13 protein-coding genes and 1 pseudogene are annotated in these 18,063 nt (G+C 56.9%); 5 read left to right on the top strand and 9 right to left on the bottom strand.

The genetic code is table 11. The features are described 5' to 3' along the window. Positions 1-3: 3 nt before the first annotated feature. The 4 genes from EYD00_RS19060 to EYD00_RS19045 all read right to left on the bottom strand — a co-directional run bounded on the left by EYD00_RS19060 (position 4) and on the right by EYD00_RS19045 (position 5,182). Positions 4-1,674 (bottom strand): ABC transporter ATP-binding protein, encoded by a 1,671-nt coding sequence (locus EYD00_RS19060; RefSeq protein ID WP_022563353.1) that lies wholly within the window; start codon positions 1,672-1,674, stop codon positions 4-6. Further along, the gene (locus EYD00_RS19055) at positions 1,671-2,528 is read right to left on the bottom strand and encodes an ABC transporter permease (protein WP_223217045.1); all 858 of its coding nucleotides are present in this window, start codon (positions 2,526-2,528) and stop codon (positions 1,671-1,673) included. The genes EYD00_RS19060 and EYD00_RS19055 overlap by 4 nt, the downstream gene beginning before the upstream one ends. 29 nt (positions 2,529-2,557) lie before the next feature. Next, positions 2,558-3,499, bottom strand: coding sequence for an ABC transporter permease (locus tag EYD00_RS19050; RefSeq protein WP_004437414.1), 942 nt, complete (start codon positions 3,497-3,499; stop codon positions 2,558-2,560). A 72-nt stretch (positions 3,500-3,571) separates the two neighbouring features. After that, positions 3,572-5,182 (bottom strand): ABC transporter substrate-binding protein, encoded by a 1,611-nt coding sequence (locus EYD00_RS19045; protein ID WP_022563351.1) that lies wholly within the window; start codon positions 5,180-5,182, stop codon positions 3,572-3,574. 412 nt (positions 5,183-5,594) lie between these two features. Here EYD00_RS19045 and EYD00_RS19040 point away from each other — a divergent pair, with 412 nt between their 5' ends. Then, positions 5,595-7,157 carry an IclR family transcriptional regulator gene (locus tag EYD00_RS19040; protein ID WP_022563349.1) on the top strand — a complete coding sequence of 521 codons (1,563 nt, stop codon included), beginning with the start codon at positions 5,595-5,597 and terminating at the stop codon, positions 7,155-7,157. Positions 7,158-7,425: 268 nt separating this feature from the next. On the opposite strand, the gene EYD00_RS19035 is transcribed toward EYD00_RS19040, so the two are convergent. The 4 genes from EYD00_RS19035 to EYD00_RS19020 all read right to left on the bottom strand — a co-directional run bounded on the left by EYD00_RS19035 (position 7,426) and on the right by EYD00_RS19020 (position 11,170). Continuing rightward, positions 7,426-8,025, bottom strand: a complete 600-nt coding sequence (locus tag EYD00_RS19035) for a hypothetical protein (RefSeq protein ID WP_022563348.1) — start codon at positions 8,023-8,025, stop codon at positions 7,426-7,428. 125 nt (positions 8,026-8,150) lie between these two features. Next, a complete protein-coding gene (locus EYD00_RS19030) occupies positions 8,151-8,345 on the bottom strand; it encodes a hypothetical protein (RefSeq protein WP_022563347.1) in 195 nt (64 codons plus the stop codon). Between the two features lie 361 nt (positions 8,346-8,706). Next, on the bottom strand, positions 8,707-9,465 hold the full coding sequence (locus EYD00_RS19025; protein WP_022563346.1) for an MOSC domain-containing protein: 759 nt from the start codon (positions 9,463-9,465) through the stop codon (positions 8,707-8,709). A 19-nt stretch (positions 9,466-9,484) separates the two neighbouring features. Then, positions 9,485-11,170: an FAD/NAD(P)-binding protein gene (locus tag EYD00_RS19020; RefSeq protein WP_022563345.1), complete on the bottom strand. Its 1,686-nt coding sequence runs from the start codon at positions 11,168-11,170 to the stop codon at positions 9,485-9,487. 224 nt (positions 11,171-11,394) lie between these two features. On the opposite strand from EYD00_RS19020, the gene EYD00_RS19015 reads away from it, so the two are divergent. The 4 genes and pseudogenes from EYD00_RS19015 to EYD00_RS19000 all read left to right on the top strand — a co-directional run bounded on the left by EYD00_RS19015 (position 11,395) and on the right by EYD00_RS19000 (position 16,861). Further along, positions 11,395-12,360 carry a magnesium and cobalt transport protein CorA gene (locus EYD00_RS19015; protein WP_022563344.1) on the top strand — a complete coding sequence of 322 codons (966 nt, stop codon included), beginning with the start codon at positions 11,395-11,397 and terminating at the stop codon, positions 12,358-12,360. A 79-nt stretch (positions 12,361-12,439) separates the two neighbouring features. Next, positions 12,440-13,392: pseudogene (locus EYD00_RS19010) on the top strand (DUF808 domain-containing protein). A 298-nt stretch (positions 13,393-13,690) separates the two neighbouring features. Beyond that, entirely contained in the window at positions 13,691-14,884 is a 1,194-nt protein-coding gene (locus tag EYD00_RS19005; RefSeq protein WP_004437388.1) for an HlyD family secretion protein, read from the top strand. Between the two features lie 3 nt (positions 14,885-14,887). Beyond that, the gene (locus EYD00_RS19000) at positions 14,888-16,861 is read left to right on the top strand and encodes a glycosyltransferase family 2 protein (protein WP_022563341.1); all 1,974 of its coding nucleotides are present in this window, start codon (positions 14,888-14,890) and stop codon (positions 16,859-16,861) included. A gap of 13 nt (positions 16,862-16,874) precedes the next feature. On the opposite strand, the gene EYD00_RS18995 is transcribed toward EYD00_RS19000, so the two are convergent. Then, complete coding sequence (locus EYD00_RS18995; protein ID WP_072495000.1) at positions 16,875-17,981, bottom strand: cache domain-containing protein; 1,107 nt, start codon at positions 17,979-17,981, stop codon at positions 16,875-16,877. Positions 17,982-18,063: the final 82 nt, after the last annotated feature.

The following is an 18,063-nucleotide window of genomic DNA, read 5'->3' as shown; positions in this document are numbered from 1 at the left end:
AAATTATGCAGCTTCGGGGGCAAGCGGCCGGAAATTGGCGAAATCCCAATGCCGCCCCGGGGCGGCATCGATAAGCTGGCGGGTGTATGCATGAACCGGACTGGTGAGCACTTCGTAGCCGCTGGCATATTCCACAATGCGACCTTTCTGCATAACGATCACGTCGTCACATATCTGGGCGGCAACGCGAAGATCATGCGTGATGAACAGGATGGAAATACCGAGCTTTTCCTGCAAGTCCGCAAGAAGGTCGAGTACCTGTGCCTGAACCGATACGTCGAGTGCCGACACTGCCTCGTCGGCCACGAGAACCTTCGGGTTCATGGCAACGGCACGGGCGATCGCGATGCGCTGGCGCTGGCCGCCTGAGAACTGGTGAGGATAGCGGCCCACTGCATCCGGGGGCAGGCCGACGATTGCGAGAAGTTCGCGCGCTCGCTTCAGGGCGTCCCGCCTCGGCGTACCGTAATTTACTGGCCCTTCAATGATGCTTTCCCCCACCGTGATACGCGGGTTGAGCGAGCGATAGGGATCCTGAAACACCATCTGGATATGCTGGCGATATGGCTGCAGGGTCCGGCGGGAGAAATCGGCGATTTCCTGTCCGGAAATGCGGATCGAGCCGGAGGTGGGATCGATCAGCCGCATAATACAGCGAGCGACGGTCGACTTGCCAGAGCCGCTTTCACCGACGATACCGAGAGTACGACCCTTCTTCAGTGTGAAGGACACATCCGTCGCGGCTTTTGTTCCGGCCGCGGTTTTTCCGAAAAAGCCTTTTTTGCCATACACCTTCTCAAGCTCCGAGGCCGAGAGCACGACCTCGTCCGAGAGGGCGGGGCGCGGCTCGCGCGGTTGAAGGCTTGGCACGGAAGAAAGAAGCGTGCGGGTATAGTCCATTTCCGGCGCTCTTAAAATCGTGTCGACCGGACCACTCTCGACGAGATTGCCACGGTTCATGACGTAGACGGTGTCTGCAATCTCGGCCACTACGCCCATGTCGTGGGTTATAAAGAGAACGGCGGTACCCTGCTTTTCCTGAAGTTCATTGATGAGCTTGAGGATCTGCTTCTGGGTCGTCACATCAAGGGCTGTGGTCGGTTCGTCGGCGATCAGCAGTCTGGGTTTGAGGATCAAGGCCATGGCGATCATGATACGCTGGCGCTGTCCACCCGAGAGCTGATGGGGATAGGCTGCGAATATCCGCTCGACATCGGGCAGATGCACTTCCCGCATCATCTCAAGAACGGCGATCTTCTGCTCTCTTGCTGAAAGCGTCGTGTGCTCCTGAAGCACCTCGCAAATCTGCCTGCCAACCGTCAGCACCGGGTTGAGTGCTGTCATCGGCTCCTGGAAAATCATGGCAATATTTTTCGAGCGCAGTGCCCGCATGCGACCGGCGTCGGCCTTGAGGAGGTCTTCACCTTCAAAGAGGATTGTACCCCCTGCAGGTTCAAGAGAATTTCGCGGCAGGAGCCCCATCGTAGCGAGCGAGGTCACCGATTTGCCAGAACCGCTCTCGCCCACAAGGCACACAGTTTCTCCGGCTCGGATGGTGATCGAAATGCCGTTGAGGACCGGCACGCTGTCATCGTCTCCGGTCAGGCGGATGACGAGGTTCTCGACGCGCAATACTTCGGACGCGGTGGCGGGATCGAATGCAACAGCCGTCATTTCGCGGCCTCCCTTTTCTTCATGCGCGGATCGAGCAGATCGCGCGCCGTATCACCGAGAAGGTTGATGGATAGAATGCAGAGCGAGAGCACCAGACCTGGCCAGAAGATCAGTTGCGGATTGATCTGGAAATAGGCGCGTCCCTCGGCCATGATATTTCCCCATGTCGGTATTTCCGTGGAGACACCAGCCCCGAGGAAAGACAGGATCGCTTCTGTAAGGATCGCCGAGGCGCAGACATAGGTGGCCTGCACGATGAGCGGCGCCAGGGTATTCGGCATCAGATGCCGCCAGAGGATTTTCGGAAGGCCCGAACCGGCAGCGATCGCGGCCTCGACGTAGGGCTCTTCGCGTGCAGTCAGCACCACCGAGCGAACAAGACGCACCACACGAGGAATTTCCGGGACAGTAATGGCGAACATGACGGTCCAGATATTTGCCCCGGTGAGCGAAACCACGGCGATGGCGAGCAGCAGGCTTGGAATTGCCATCAGTGCGTCCATGATCCGCATGACCACGGTGTCGAGGAACCGAAAGAAGCCCGAGACCAGGCCAATCCCCAGTCCGACAGCCACCGAGATGACAGTCGCTCCGATACCAATAAAAAGGGAGATGCGAGCCCCGTAGAGCACACGCGACAGCAGGTCCCGTCCGTAGGCATCGGAACCGAGCGGGTAGATATCGCTGGCGGGCTTGAGGCGGGCAGAGGGCGTCATGGCCACGGGATCATGCGGAGCAAGCCATGGCGCGAGAACAGCCATGAGAATGATCAGGATAAGAATTGCAAGCGCGATGGCAGGGACGAGGACAGCTTGTCCGCGTTTTTTTCTGCCGGCGAAAACGGGCAGCCGCATGGCGGCACCAAAAAGCGTGGAATTGGCCATCAGTACCGTATCCTCGGATCGAAGAAGGAGTAGGAGAGGTCGATGAGGAGATTGACCATCACATAGATACCGCTTGTCAGCAGGATCATGCCCTGAATGACAGGGTAATCGCGGGCAAGAATGGCATCGACCGTGAGCCTTCCAATGCCGGGAATGTTGAATACGCTCTCCGTTACCACGACGCCGGAAATAAGCAGCGCAAAGCCGGTGCCGATAATGGTGAGCACAGGAACCGCGGCATTGCGCAGCGCGTGGCGGAACAGGACGGTATTTTCCTTCAGCCCTTTTGCGCGGGCGGTTCGCACATAATCCTCGCCCAGCACTTCGAGCACGGAGGCGCGTGTCATGCGGGCGATCAGCGCGATATAAATGGAAGCAAGTGTGAGGGCCGGCAAAATGGCGCGTTCCGCGAAAGGACCGACGCCCTTGGTGATGCTCCGGAAGCCCTGCACCGGAAACCACTTGAGGTCGATGGCGAAGACCTGGATGAGGATATAGCCGATCACGAAAACCGGCACGGAGAAGCCGACGACCGACACCGTCATGACGGCATAGTCGATCCACGTGCCGTGGCGCCACGCAGCGATGACCCCAAGTGGAACGGCAATCAGCACCGACAGGACGATCGTGACGAGCGCAAGGCTCACGGTCGGTTCGATGTGCTTGCCGATCATCGCAGTGACTGGCGTATTGGAAATCAGCGACACGCCAAGGTCGCCCTGGAGAAGCAACCAGAACCACGAGACGAATTGCACGACGATTGGTTTGTCGAGGCCGAGGGCAGCGCGGATTTTCTCAAGCTGCTCTGGCGTGGCCATGTCGCCGGCGATGATGGCGGCCGGATCGCCGGGCGTTATGCGCAGCAGGAGAAAAACGAAGACGGCGACCGTGATCATTACCGGAACGGAGGCCAGAATTCGGCGGAACGTATAGGCGAGCATAAGCATCCTCACGTCGGTTGGGCAGGCAGGGCAGCGGCATCCGCGGGATGCCGCCATGTTCTTGCACGAGGCTCAGTCTTCTGTTTTCTCGATGTTCCAGAACACGGGAACCGGCGATTCCAGGAAGCCGGAAAGCTGGTTGCGCCACACGGAGGGGTTCTTGTACTGGCCAAGCGGAACGTAGCTGACCTCGTCCATGGCATGGGCCTGAAGCTCGGCGGCCGCAGCCTTCTGCTCTTTAGCTGTCGCCGCGGCGATGTATTTGGCGCGCAACGCTTCCAGCTTCTCGTCCGTCTGCCAGCCAAAAAATCCCTTGGCGCCGCGACCGTTCAACATCGGATTGTTAAGCGGCGTCATGATTTCCGGCACAATCCAGTTGGTGAAGAACATGTTCCAGCCACCCTCAGCCACCGGCTTCTGCGAGGCGCGGCGAGTGACGAGCGTCTGCCAGTCCATGGGCTGAAGTTCGACGTTGAAGCCCGCAGCCCGCAGCGCAGCCGCCGCCACGACGGGCTGGGCCTTGACGGTCACGACGTCGGTTGGCTGAAGGATGACAACGGGAGTTCCGTCGTAACCGGCCTCCTTAAGGAGTGCCTTTGCGCTTTCCATATCGCCCGCGCCGGTCAGGCTTTCCGAACCGGCCAGTGCTTCAAGCGGCGTACCGCAGCCGAAGACGGAGCCGCAGATGGTGTAGTAGTCCGGATTGCCGATCAGCGCGTCGAGAACATCCTTCTGGTTCATCGCTTTGAGAGCAGCCTGGCGGATCTTCTTGTTATCGAATGGCGGGTAGAGGAAATTCATGCGGCCCATGGTCTGCGAGCCAAGCGTGTTTAGCGTCTTGACGGTCAGTTCGTCATTGCTCTCGACAAGTGGTAGAAGATCAACCGGCGGAGCTTCGATATAGTCGATCTCCCCGGACTGGATAGCGTTGATTGCGGTCTGGGCATCGGGCATGCTCAACCATTCCACACGGTCGACCTTGACCACCTTTCCGCCGGCCAGCCAGCTCGCAGGCTCGTTGCGCGGTACGTAATCGGTGAATTTTTCATAGACCGCCTTGACGCCCGGCTGGTACTCGGCCGTGACGAACCTGAAGGGGCCGGAACCGACAAATTCGGTAATGGCGGTATCGGCCGGGGTTGCGGCAATACGTTTCGGCATCATGAACGGCACGACCGAAGACGGCTTGGCCAGAACGTCGGGTAAGAAGCCGAAGGGTTCCTTCAGCTTGAAAACAAAGGTCCTGTCGTCCGTAGCCGTCAGGCTTTCTGTCTTGTCGAAGAGGATCTGACCGGAAGTATCCCGCTTGCCCCAGCGCTGAAGCGAGGCAATGCAGTCTTCTGCTGTCACAGGTGTGCCGTCGTGCCATTTCAGACCGTCGCGCAGCGTGAATGTATAGGTCAGCTTGTCATCCGAAACAGTGTAGTCAGCCATCTGGGGCTGCGGTTTGAAATCGGCATCAAGCGCCAGCAGCGTGTCATAGATCATGTAGCCGTGATTGCGCACGATATGAGCGGTCGTGATGATCGGATCGAGAATACGCAGGCCAGAATGCGGTACGGCCATCATTGTTGTGGCCGAGGCATCCGTTCCAAAGCCCGCAACACAGGCTGAAAGGGCGATGATCGCCGCAACGAGCCGGCTTCTTGCCCGGCTTGCTTTTCTGGTCAACTGAGCGTGCATGATTTCGCTGTTCCCTTTTTTGTTTGGCAGGTAGCGACCGAAACGCGCGGGCATTGGCCCGCACGCAAGCGCACGGCACCCTTCCGATCCGGACCGTTTTCGATAATGTCGCTGCGATCCCTCAAAGTTTGCGCAGCGAAGAGCACTTGTACCGCCGCAAAGGTGCGGCGAAACATACGACTGCAATACCTTGCGCAACTGCGGCTGTGAGACCGCAACGCGACAGGCTTGCAAGGTTCAGCTTACCGTCACATGGCGAGCATGTGGGCATAGCTGACTATGACGTCATTCCGATTGACATAGAGTGCAAGGCGTTCCCCTTAGGATTATTTTACCGCGATGCGATTGCTATTCTCGACTATCGATTATAGGTTCGTTGAAAGCCTTGTCAACGATCTTGCTGCGTCGCAAAATGAATTTTACCAAACCCTCAGAAGGGTTCGATCACCGGGCCCGTATTGCCGCGCTGGAGAAGGCATTTGCCGTTCTTGAGATGTTCGGGCCGGAAACGCCTGAACTGAGAATTGCCGATGTTGCGAGGCGAGGCGCGATGAACAGATCCAGCGCCCAGCGTCTGGTTCATACACTTGTCAAATCCCATTGGCTTGAACGCGACGCACTGAGCGGTGTCCTTTCTCTCGGGCACCGGGCGTGTTATCCCGCACATGTCTATCTTTACAGCAACGAGTTGATCGATCTCGTGATGCCGCTGGTCGTCGAACTGAATGCACGCACCGGCCTCAGCACCGACCTCTGGCTCCTCGACGGCAAGACCGCCGTTACGCTGGCCCGGGTCCCCTCACCCGCCGCATCCCTGGCACTTGCCCCGGTTGGCAGCCGCGTCGCACTTGCCGAGACCGCGCCAGGCCGGGCGCTGTTGTCTCTTATGGATGCGACAACACTCGATACATTTCTGGCAACATGGACAGGCGACGCGGGTTTGCTGCGCGAGCGGATAGCCTCTGAGCGCAGCATGGGATTTTCCTTTGACGGTACTGTCGAAGGCGGATCCCGCCAAGTCATTGCGACCGCTTTTCGCGATGCAGCCGGCCAGCCGCTTGCTGCGATTTCGCTTTCCGGTCCTGTAGACACAGAGGCAGCAGGCACGGTGACCGGGCAACTTTGCGAAACCGTCTCACGCATGGGGGAGTTGATGGTGACACGGGCGGTACGCCCGGCCAACCTCGAGCCAAATCCACGCACGCTGTGGCCGCTGGTCGACGACGAGAATGATCCGCTCGCGGTGACCGCAGTTTCCAAAAGCCTGCATTTATTGCAGTTTTTCCACCCACAAACGCCGCTGCTCACCCTGACGCAACTTTCACAGCAGACTGGCTTTCCGGTGCCGACTGTCCAGCGCATTACAGATACGCTGGCGGGACTGGGCTATCTGAAGAAAGATCAGCCCAAACGCGCTTTCCATGTCTCGGAGCGGGCGCTTGATCTTCTTTATCGTTTCCAGATGGGAAACGCGTTGCTCCGGTCGGTATGGCCTCGGCTTATAAGGCTGCGGGAAGAATGCGGGCTGCGTTGTTCCTTCTGCATCCTGGATGGCACGGAAATCATCCACCTGCTGCATGTTCAAAGCCGACCACAACCGGCTTTCAGAACCGCCTATCCGGGCAGGCGACTTCCAGCCGTTTCATCCTCCGGTGGTCGGGCGATCCTGTCGTGGCTGCCACCTGGAGAGATTGACAGAATTCTTTCGGAAAGCCCCGTCCAGCCCGGTACTCCCTTTACCGTTACGAACAAGGACGAAATCCGCACAGAGATTCTGGAGGCAAGCGTTCGAGGCGTGGCCTTCACGGATCGCCAGTCGATCCGCGACGAGGTAAATGTTGCCGCTGCGGTACCAGGGCCAGAGGGTCGTCCGGCGGGAGCCATCGTCGTATCCGCTCCTGTGCACAGCTGGTCTGTCGAGCGGCTTGAGCGCGAAGTCGTGCCCCTGCTGGTGTCCCACGCCCGTGGCGGATAAGATCTGCCTCACCCGATGTTCTGATCCGCATGGGCCTCCTGGGAACGGGGGCGTCGAGATCAATTACGATCCTGACGGACTGCGTGTGAACATGCAGGCGCTGGTTTCACAGCTTGAGCAGTGACATCGAGCCGAAGCCATAATGATGAGCACCGATAATCGGCGAACCAGTTTTCGACCGACCGTCCATTGCTCCCGACTGCAACTGTCAGCATGAACGTTTCCAGACTCCCTCGGGCTAAGCTCTATTATGGAACTACCCGCGCTTTCATCCCACATGAGATGAGACGCGAGCTTTCCGATATTTCGGCGGAAGTTCTGCGGTTGGCAGATCGTCGACCCTGAACTGCTTGCCGGTCGACCAGGGAAGCATGTTGAGCGCCACACCAAGCCCCGCGATGATCGCAGCAACTACGGGCCTGGTTCCGAATTTGTTCAACCCGGAAAATTTGAAGCCGGAAACAAGAGCACCAAGCGGTTTAACGATCAAGAACGGTATCAACAAGAATGGCATGGAGACGAGAAAGAGCACCGTCGGGATCGCTGCCTCGAGCATAGGGTCGCCACCGTGTCGGAGGCGAATCCGCGGGTTACGGGCGATTGCAAATGGAATAAGTTCTTCCATGAAGCGAACGTAGCCGGCTGATTGATCGGTACGTGCCTCTCCCTGCCAATGCAGCGAGGATATCTCCCTCGACGCGAAGAGCATCCGCAAACGGGCGCTGTAGACGGGAAAACCGGTGGAGCCGACCCCACTCGTTACGTGAACGTGTATGAACCGAATAGAGGTCCACGGGATGAGACGGACGGATCCTGCCTGCGTCACCAAAAGGCCTTTGGCGTCGATGACGTAAGCGGTTGTGATCATTGTGGATCCCACGCGAGGCATCACGACTTGCGTGGTAAAACTGTACGAAGGAGGGTCGTCCGTCTGCAATCGAGGGCTCTCGTGCGTTCGAAATCAGAAAGCAGGGCTAACCCGGCTTTCATTATTCATCGGAACGGCCAGTAGCTGGTGGCGACGTGATACCATTGCTGTAGGTAGACCCAAGCGGTGTCGAGCGCTGCACCCACCACGAACAGTGCGACCGCAACAAAAATCGCTGGCACCTCAGGATTGCGATCACGCGCAAACTCGTCCGCCAATTTCTGCTCGTGGTACATGTGAAGCAGGCTTTTTCCGTTCATCTTACCGTTCCTGGTCGTCTCGATCGCGCTTGTCTTCGCGCTCCTGCCTCAGTTCATCAAGGCGGTTCAACTGCCTTGCCGGAGGCTCCGCCTGCGAGACTTCGCCTTCTCGGACCGCTGCCTTTTCTTCTACTACAGGACGCGCGTTCGGAGAAGTCTCAACCCCGACAGTCTTGTCATCAAGCTCCGGAACAACCTCGGCTTACCATCTGCGCCGGGCGACCAGTTCAAGACGCCATCGATGGCGGAATGACCAAAAGCCAATGTCGCGCTACTGAAGAGAAGAAATGGCGTAAAATACCGCATAATTTATAGGGTTTTCGGCCTGCTTTTAATCCCTGGAAATCGACCCTTGGAATGACTAGTCGGAAATCAACTCTGCGCGCTGGCCGGTTTCGATATTTCCTATTTTGACAGGTTCGCAATAAACCCCGAATGCGCGACCTGCTTTTCTCAATACCGTTCTGAGAATCTCCGGCTGTTCCGGCAGATCAGGCTGTGCGGCAAGGATCATTCCGCACCGTTTTGTGAGGTCTGTCACCTCGACCTCCGCCAGCCCGAAACTAATGACCTTACCGATCCATTGAAACTCAGCAAAACCTGTCACATTACTGGTTTCGAGTAGAATATTTGGCCGAAAGCGCAAACGGTCAACCGTACTATCCGATAACATTTGTTGAAGCTCGGCCAGTGACGAAGTGGTGACCAAGTGAAGTGCCGATCTCGAGTATCGGTTCTCAACGGTGGGAAGAGAAGGGGCAAGCGGGTCAGCATCGATGTAACTTCCGATACCGACGTCAAAGCCAAAATACTTCGAAAGTTCCAGTCCCAATTGAGGATCTTCAATATAGAAATTACACCCAGTTGGAAACGTGATCCGCACACCGCCATCATCAATGGCGCTGCGGAGGAAAAGTGCCGGCCGCCATCGAACGTCTTTTTCCGGCGCTGCGGCGACGCCGGATACATTGTCGAACAGCGCAAAACGCCTGTCGCCGACGATGCCCGCTGGCTCTATTTCTGCGCGTTTGCATCGTTCTCCACCAAGCGAGCTTACCGGGAAACGCCAGATCTCAGCGACTTTCCCAATAACGTGTTTTGAGCGAAAAGTGACCGTCATATCTATTCTGTCCGCTATGTCAGGCTGTGAGCAGCAAGTCGGCTGTCGTCGCCCGAATATCGTCGAGGATAGCCTGCGCGGCCGCCTGCCCTAACTCAGCGGCGCTGGTGATACCCTGTACAAAGGGGTTCTTATGCAACAGGAATGGTATCGCCACGCAATAAAGCCGGTTGGATAACAAGCCGGTATCGCGTGGACGATAGCATTCGTCGACCTCGATACCGCCGGTCCTCTTGAAGTTGTGGCCTGTCGTATCGGCTATTAATCCAGTCGAAGCCACGCGCGTGACAGCCGGTTTGACAGCTGCCTGCTTCACGAGCGAAGGAAACGGCAGGTCCCGTGCCGATAACGCCGTTTGGCCGGTCGCATCGATGAAACTTTCGAAGACTTCTTCCGAGCCGGCCGTGGTCACTCTGGCGCCCCGCGCAAGGCCACACGTGTCTATTGCGTAATCTTCTCCCAGCGCGATAATTTCCAACCTGCCAGCGTTTCGAAGCGCAAGCAAACGCTTGATCGAAAGGTGGGGTACGGTCGCATATTCATCGATGAATATACTTTTAAACGATCGGTTGAACCGCGCTAGGTCACGCGTGTCCAGGTGCGGGATTGCTCTGGCGATGATTTCATGTGTGATGAGTATGGCGTAGCGCCAAGGCACAGTGAATCGCTGCTCTGCGTTGCGTTCGACTTCGGCTAGGTTTGCTGCTGCCCAGACAAACGGATCCACTCCCGACCGGCGAGAGTAATATGCGTCAGCAAAGGTGTCTGCCGTCAGGCAATTTAGCCCTATTTCGGCTGCGTAGTCAGGATCGGCGGTCGCGATTTCCCGCTTGAAGAGCTCGAAAACCCTGTCGAGCAAACCGGCAGAGCCAATCTCGATTTCTCCATTGACAGCTTCCTGCGTGCAAACACTCGGTGTCCGGTAGGGAAGCGGGCAATAGAAATCCGCCTCCGGTAACAGTCCCTTGCGGGACATCATCACGGCTGTGAAGTTTTCGTGCCCGGTGGATGCGTGAAACCTCATTGTTCCCGTGTCGTCATAAACAAACGAGCCGCAGGATACCGCGACGGTCAAAAGCGCGTCGATACTACTGAGCGACGTCCCAAGTATCCCAAGCCTTCCATAGCAGGAACTTTTGAGCGCGGAAGCGGGCCATGGAGACGCAAAGTAGCCTGGCTGCACTTCGGTCTTATCAGGCCAATTATGGCCCGTTGCCATCACGACGTGGTCATAGATCGCGTCGAACTTTCCGTCAGGGCTTTCGACGCAAATTCGGATATGGTCGACGTCGAGCGATATATCACTGACGCGGTGCCCGGGGCGGATATCGATCTGGTGACCTTTCTCGACTCCATAATCCACAAGCGCACTGAACTGCTCTTGAAAATAATCACCGAGAACCAACCTCGGGTAAAACGCACGCTCGCTGATGGCATCGCGCACAATGGCAAAACGGTTAAGATAATCGTCTTCCTGGCGAGATAGCCATTCCACCAGTGACAGCGGCAACGGCGGTATCTCGATGCTCGGAATGTTGGAAAGCATGACAGGATCATTTGAGCCGGGAAGATAGGGCGTTCCCTTCCCCGCCAGCATTTCTGCTTCAAAGACAGTAATACTCATTGGGGAAGGAGAATGAATAAGTCGCTGAAGGGAAAAGATTCCGGTAGGCCCCGAACCGATAATGCAAATGCGACTGTTCATGCAAACCATCTCCAACGCCACCCTTTGCAGCGCCGGTTTATAACGGTGTGCAGCGCGGACTGTTCCAGTGACGGCAAACTTACATTCGATGGACGCGCCGTGACGCTGCGATTCTGCCAATGACGCTGGTGTGCAGATTCGCTACGGATAGGATATCGCCCGTTCCATCTTGTCACTACGATATCAGAATACCAAATCATGACGGTTAACTCACTGCGGTTTTCATGACAGTTATAGCTTCCTACATCTACCGCCTTGGCAAGCGTGCCGAAGAACTCCCCTTGACTGGCCGACCGTTCCCCGAGAGGGACGGCGAGTTTGCCTGGATCGGTATCACCGACCCGACCGTCGAGGAAATGGCGAGCCTGAAGTCGATGTTTGACCTGCATCCGCTTGCCGTCGAAGACGCACTGAACGGGAGGCAGGTGCCGAAAGTTGAGGTGTACGGCAATCAGCTCTTCGTCATCATCAAGACCGCTCATCTTGAGGGCGACAAGATTGCCTATGGCGAAACCTGTATTTTCGTCGGACGGCACCATGTGATTTCGGTCCGGCATGGTTCGGCACGCTCCCACAAGGAATTGAGGGAGCATCTCGAACAGTCTCCGCAACTCCTCGAACATGGCCCGGACTATGTCCTGCACGGTATCATCGATTTCGTCGTCGACGGTTATCTGCCGATGGTCGAGACGCTGGAGGACAAGGTGCTTGAGATGGAAAAGCACATGCTGATTGCATTTCTCGAAAGGGAGCAGATCAGACGGCTTTTCCGCATGCGACGGCAGGTGATCCGCTTTCAGCGCATTCTGGGCCCGATGGAGGAGGTCGCTGGCAAGCTCGCCAATCTGGAGCTGCCCTGTATTGACGAGAACGCCAAAGCCTATTTTCGGGACGTGCTTGACCATGTACGGCGCGTCGAATTCATGATGTCAGGCTTGCGGGAAGTTATCACTTCCGTGTTCGAGGCCTCGAACCTGCTTGAACAGCAGCGCCAGGGTATGATCACCCGCCAGCTTGCAGCCTGGGCCGCGATCCTGGCTGTCCCAACGGCGATCGCCGGCATTTATGGAATGAACTTCGAGCACATGCCGGAACTGAAATCGGAATACGGCTATTATGTCGTGATCGCCGTAATCATCACCCTTTGCGCGATACTTTATTACCGGTTCAAGAAGACAGGATGGCTGTGATATATCGAGCAACCTTTACTCTCCATTCTGTGCAACGGCCCCAAATCACGGACAACGCTGAACCTGTTCAGGAGTTAAATTGGCTACCGGATTGATCGCATTGTTTGACGACGTGGCAGCGATAGCTAAGGCTGCCTCCGCGTCCCTCGACGACGTCGCAACCCAGACTGCCAAAGCCAGTGTGAAGGCGGCAGGTGTCGTGATCGACGACACCGCCGTCACGCCGGCCTACGTCGTCGGTCTGGCTCCCGCGCGTGAACTGCCGATCATTGGCAAAATTGCGCTTGGATCGCTTAAAAACAAGCTGATCTTCCTCCTGCCCATCGCTCTCGTCCTCGGATATTTCGCTCCCTGGCTCATCACACCGCTCCTGATGATCGGTGGCATATACTTGAGCTACGAAGGCGCGGAGAAGCTACATGAGGCATTTTTCGCTCATGCCCCGGAACACGGTCCGGACGACAACGCGGCGCTTGATGCAACAGATCTGGAAAACCGCAAGGTCGCAGGCGCGATCCGTACCGACTTTATCCTCTCGGCCGAGATCATGGCGCTGACACTGGCTGGTGTCTCCTCCTCCGGCATCTATACCCAGGCAGGGGTCCTGGCGGCGGTTGGCATCCTGCTCACCGCAGCAGTTTATGGCGTGGTCGCGCTCATTGTCAAAGCAGATGACGTCGGATTGCACCTGACGAAGTCCGGGGACCTTTGTCAAGGACGGTCGGTGCCGGGCTGGTCAAAGGTGTACCGTTTCTTCTCAAGGCACTGGCAATCGTCGGAACGGCGGCGATGCTCTGGGTAGGCGGAAGCATTATCGTACACAGCCTGGCGGGGATGGGATGGCATCAGCCTGAACATCTGATCGAAACAGTCGCATCAAGGATAGAACAAACCCTGGTGATTGTCCCCTCCGTGACGAATTGGCTGGCCACCGCGTTTATTCAGGCAATAATCGGTATAGCGACCGGCGGCGTCGCGATTTTATTGCTGTCGATCTGGACAAAATTCGCGCGGCGTATCGAACGACCCTAGTCGCGTCTCCCGAACTTCTCGATCTATCCATGACGCTCGCCGAGCCACCTCCTCTCGGTGATCGTCGCACGCATTCTCGCCCTTTGCCTGTCGATAATCGTGCAAAGCGAGCGCTCCACAAAAACTCGCGGGCAAGTTTTGACCTGAGACACGTTTAGCGCTCGGTGGTTTGATAGGTCAAAGTCTATATGCGCCGGTTGTCATTTAACCGCGCGCTAACTCTGGGAGCGGGTTTTCTCAAGCAGGGTGAACCGATCCCCGGCCGTACGTTTTGTTAGGTAGATGCGGAGGAGGAAACATGAAGCTCATAAAGATCGGATTCGGTTTGTTGCTGATCTGCGGTGCTCTTTATGTGGTGCTTGGGGAGCAGCTTAGCGGCGCGAGTGCGAATGCGTTCATAAATGCCCGTTTGACGACGATACGCGCTCCCATCGCTGGCAAAATTGAATTGATTTCCAGGCCGCTGGGCGCCCAGGTTGCGCAAGGCGATCCACTGGGCTCTCTTGAGGATCCTCTTGTTGACGGCATCCGTCTCCTTGATCTCGAACTTCAACAGGCCGATGCTCAGACCGAAATAAAAAGGCTCGAGACCGTCGTCACGTCTTTCGATGAATCGATTGATGAGTTGCAGACCCGCGCGGCCATCTATCGTGAGGAAAGAAAACGCCAGCTCGCGGCTCAGGCTCAGTCTGCCGACGCCTCGCGTGCTGCATCCGAGGCACGTCTGAAATACGCGGAACTCAGCCGCGAGCGATCATCACGGCTAAGCGGTCAGGGCATTTCTACCGCACAGTCCCTTGAACAGGCCCAGTCACTTTCCGAGGTTTCCGCGCTGGAGGTCGCAAATGCAAAGGCTCAGGCCGCCGAAATCGTTGTGGCACAGAAGGCGGCCGAGCGGGGAGTATTCCTCGGAGACGGATTTAACGACGCCCCCTACTCCGAACAGAGGATTTCCGAGATCGACGTGCAGCGTCTGGAATTAAAAGCGCAACTTGAGGCGAAGAAACTGGCATTGGCTGCAATTTCCGATCGGCTGGCAAACGAGCGTCTTCGTGTAAACAGACTTTCTTCCTCAGATCTGGTGGCGAATGTGAATGGTGCGCTGTGGGAGTATCTCTCCGCTTCGGGCGAAACGGTCCAGCGCGGTCAGGACCTCATGCGCCTGATCGACTGCGACTCCGCAATTGTGACCTTATCCGTGTCGGAAAGCGTCTACAATTCCCTCAGGGTCGGCGCACCCGCGACCTTTCGCCTTAACCGAAGCCGTCAGGTTCTTCAGGGATCGGTAATCCGCCTTGCGGGTTCCGGCGCGGCTACGATCTATGAAAACATGGCAATAGCACCGAGTCAGCGCCACCTCCAAAGGTACGACGTGGCACTTGATGTGCCGGCTCTGCGGGACGACCCCGACCTTCGGTGCCTCGCAGGGCGCACGGGCAGGGTGTTTTTCGAAACGCGCGCTTTTGACTGGCTGCGAGGACTATGGAGATAGGACTTGGACAGTTTTCTCTATCTTAGCGAACTTCAGTCGAGCTTCGCTCATCTGGCTCTGGCCTTCGGGTGCGCACTCGTCCTGCCATACCTCCTGAACAATCGTAACTGGACCCACAGGACGTTCCTTTTCGCAATCGGAATGGCTTTAGCGGTGCGATATATCTGGTGGCGAGGAACCCAGACCCTGGCCCCGCCCGGCTTCACGCTGGACTGTCTGTTCAGTTGGTCATTCTTTGCTCTGGAAGCATTATCTGTTCTCTCGTCGCTGAGCGCGTTTACAATCCTGACCAGAACCACCGATCGGTCCCCTGAAGTCGAGGAGAATAAATCCTGGTGGCAACCGGATCCGCCTCCAAAAGTCGCGATTCTGATCGCCACATACAACGAGGAGCAAGCCGTTCTGGAACGGACGGTCGTCGGGGCAAAGGCCAGCGATCATCCGGACGTCCAGGTTCTTGTGCTGGATGACGGGCGCCGTGACTGGCTGCGTGACTTCTGCAAGGAGCACGACGTTCGATACCTTCGCAGGCCAGATAACAAGGGCTCGAAAGCCGGCAATATCAATCATGCCCTGGGCGTTCTTGCGCAAGACGATCAACCGCCAGACTTCATAGCCGTGCTGGACGCGGACTTCGTTCCTCACACGGATTTTGTCTCGCGCGCACTTGCGCTTTTCCACGACCAGGAGGTCGGACTGGTTCAAACACCCCAGCACTTCTTCAATCCGGATCCTATCCAGCATAATCTCGGGCTCAGCCGATCGTATCCCGACGAGCAGCGCTTTTTCTTTGACCATTTACAACCAAGCCGCGACGGGTGGGGCATCGCATTCTGCTGCGGCACGTCGTCGGTGATCAGATGGAGGGCAGTGCAGGCCTCCGGTGGGTTCCCGACAGACAGCATCACGGAAGATTTCATGCTGACGCTTCAGTTGCAGGAGCACGGCTATCGGACGGTCTATCTGAACGAAGCGTTGACCGAGGGCCTTGCTCCGGAGGGGTTGAAGGAATACGTCACTCAGCGAGCGCGATGGTGCCTGGGGCTCATGCAGATTGCCCGAGGAAGGCTAGGTCCCTTTTCGCGGAACAATTTGCGGCTGCGGGACCGCTGGAGTGTCGTTGACTCGGTATTTTTCTGGCTCACCACCTTCACATTCCGCATCGCCTCCATGACCTTTCCTCTCTTTTACTGGTTTTTCAACATCACGGTGGTCAACGCATCTGTTCCCGATGTCATCAGCTATTTCGGGGCGTATATGGTGTGGATCCTGTTCGTGTTGAACTTCATCTCGTCCGGAATGGTGATCCCCATCGTCAATGACGTCAGCCAGTTGCTTGGTGCGCTCCCCATATCGAGAGCCGCCATTGTGGGGCTTGTGAAGCCGAAAGGTCACCCTTTCAGTGTTACGGCAAAGGGAGGAGACCGAACCAAAGTCGTTGTCCAATGGCGTCTTATGCGCCCCTTCCTCCTTTTGACGTTTCTGACCGTCGCCGGGGTCCTGATCGGTCTGGTCTCTGACCGTTTCGCGTTCAATGACGCAGGAGACGGGAAGGTCGTTATCCTGTTCTGGACTGTTTACAATCTGGTGATCCTTGCCGTGACGCTGCTGGTCTGTGTCGAGTTGCCACGACGTGAGAAACACTATGCGGACCGTCCCGAGCGGGTCGTAATATCCCTCGGCGGTGCGCTGAAGCGCGTCTGGATGACGGACCTGACGCAGGAAACGGCCCGTCTCAGAGGGGTAGACGCGCCTATAGCTACCCAGATCATCATGAAACTCAAAGAAATCGGAGATTTCACCGCCACGGTGCTGGATCGGACCGACGACGGCCTGGTCGTTGCGCTGGGGTTGGATGAAACACAGTACCAGCTCTTGCTGAAAAGACTTTACGCTGGAGGGAGCGTACCAAGTGTCACGTCAACACGGCTATCGGCGATCATCAAGGATGCCACCACCCGTTTTGCCCGCCAGTAGTGGTCTAGCTTACTTAACCGCCGTCCTGCCGGTCTGCACTTGCCTGCAAGCGAGAAATTGCCGAGCCGATTGTAGCTAGTTCGGAAGTTCTCCTGCTCTCGTAGGGATATACGTTCTGTCCATCCGCAACGGCTTTGGCATTGACGGCGAGGTGATGGAACGGCCGGATAAACGAGACAATGAACAATGACATGAGGAGCAGAAGGAGCAGGGTCAGAAGAGACAAACTAATAAAAAGACCGCTGGAGAAGCTACTGGCCGCATTGCTGAATGCGTTCGCATCGATCCTCGCGACAATGGACCACCCGAACCTCGGTAGGCTTTGGTAGCTGGCCTCGGGAAGCGTGGCTACGAAGTAATTCTTGCCATCAGGCCATAACTCGAGGCTCACGCCGGTGGCACCTGTCCTTGCTCTTCGAAAGCTTGGCAGATCCAGGTTTGAAGGGCTCTCGTTCGTGGACGATATAACAGCCCTGCCCTCGGGATTGACTATGAGGACGTCGACGTCCAGGGCATCACTCAGCTCACGAATGTAGGCTTTTGCCCACTCCAGATTGAGATGAAGCCCAAGAACTCCTGTTACTGACTGACCAACACCGGTTACAGGGGCTGCCAGGTCGAGGAACCGTAACGGCTCCCCACTTTCGGGAGCAGGAAGTTTAGCCGCAAGAAGAACCGCTTCGTGCGCATCCCCGGCGAAGTTGCCCTGAAGCCCCCTCTGAAACCACGGACGGGATGACACGTCGGCGCCGACCAACAGACCGTTTGACGCGACACGGACTTTGCCGTCATTTCCGGCATAACCTGCCCACGACACAACCCGTCCGCTTCCCACGAGCGTTGAAAGATCGTCCTGGATCTCTTCAGGCTGGCTCACCGCAAGCGACCTTCCCAGCGTTTCGAGGTTTGTCCATTCTCGATAAAGGGAAGCGGCGAAGGCTGTTTGAACGCCCCGTACCCTGGTTTCCACGGCAGTACGCAGACTTGCCTCCTGGAAACTGAGCATTCGATCGTCAATCACCTTGAACACAATCGCGGCACCGACGAGGATACAGGCAAACATGAAGCCCGCCGTGACTGCACTCAACGATGGCAGGCGACTTTTTGGTTCATTGGACATGGACACCCGCGCGTTTTGTCGTGTCAACCTCGACCGAAACTAGATAACGGCCGGCGGGCGAGCAATCTGCCGATTATCAGGG

It is taken from the genome of Agrobacterium sp. 33MFTa1.1, assembly GCF_004328495.1.
GTDB classification, from domain to species: domain Bacteria; phylum Pseudomonadota; class Alphaproteobacteria; order Rhizobiales; family Rhizobiaceae; genus Agrobacterium; species Agrobacterium pusense.
Note: the sequence above shows the minus strand (reverse complement) of the source record. Positions and strands in the feature narration are given on the sequence as shown.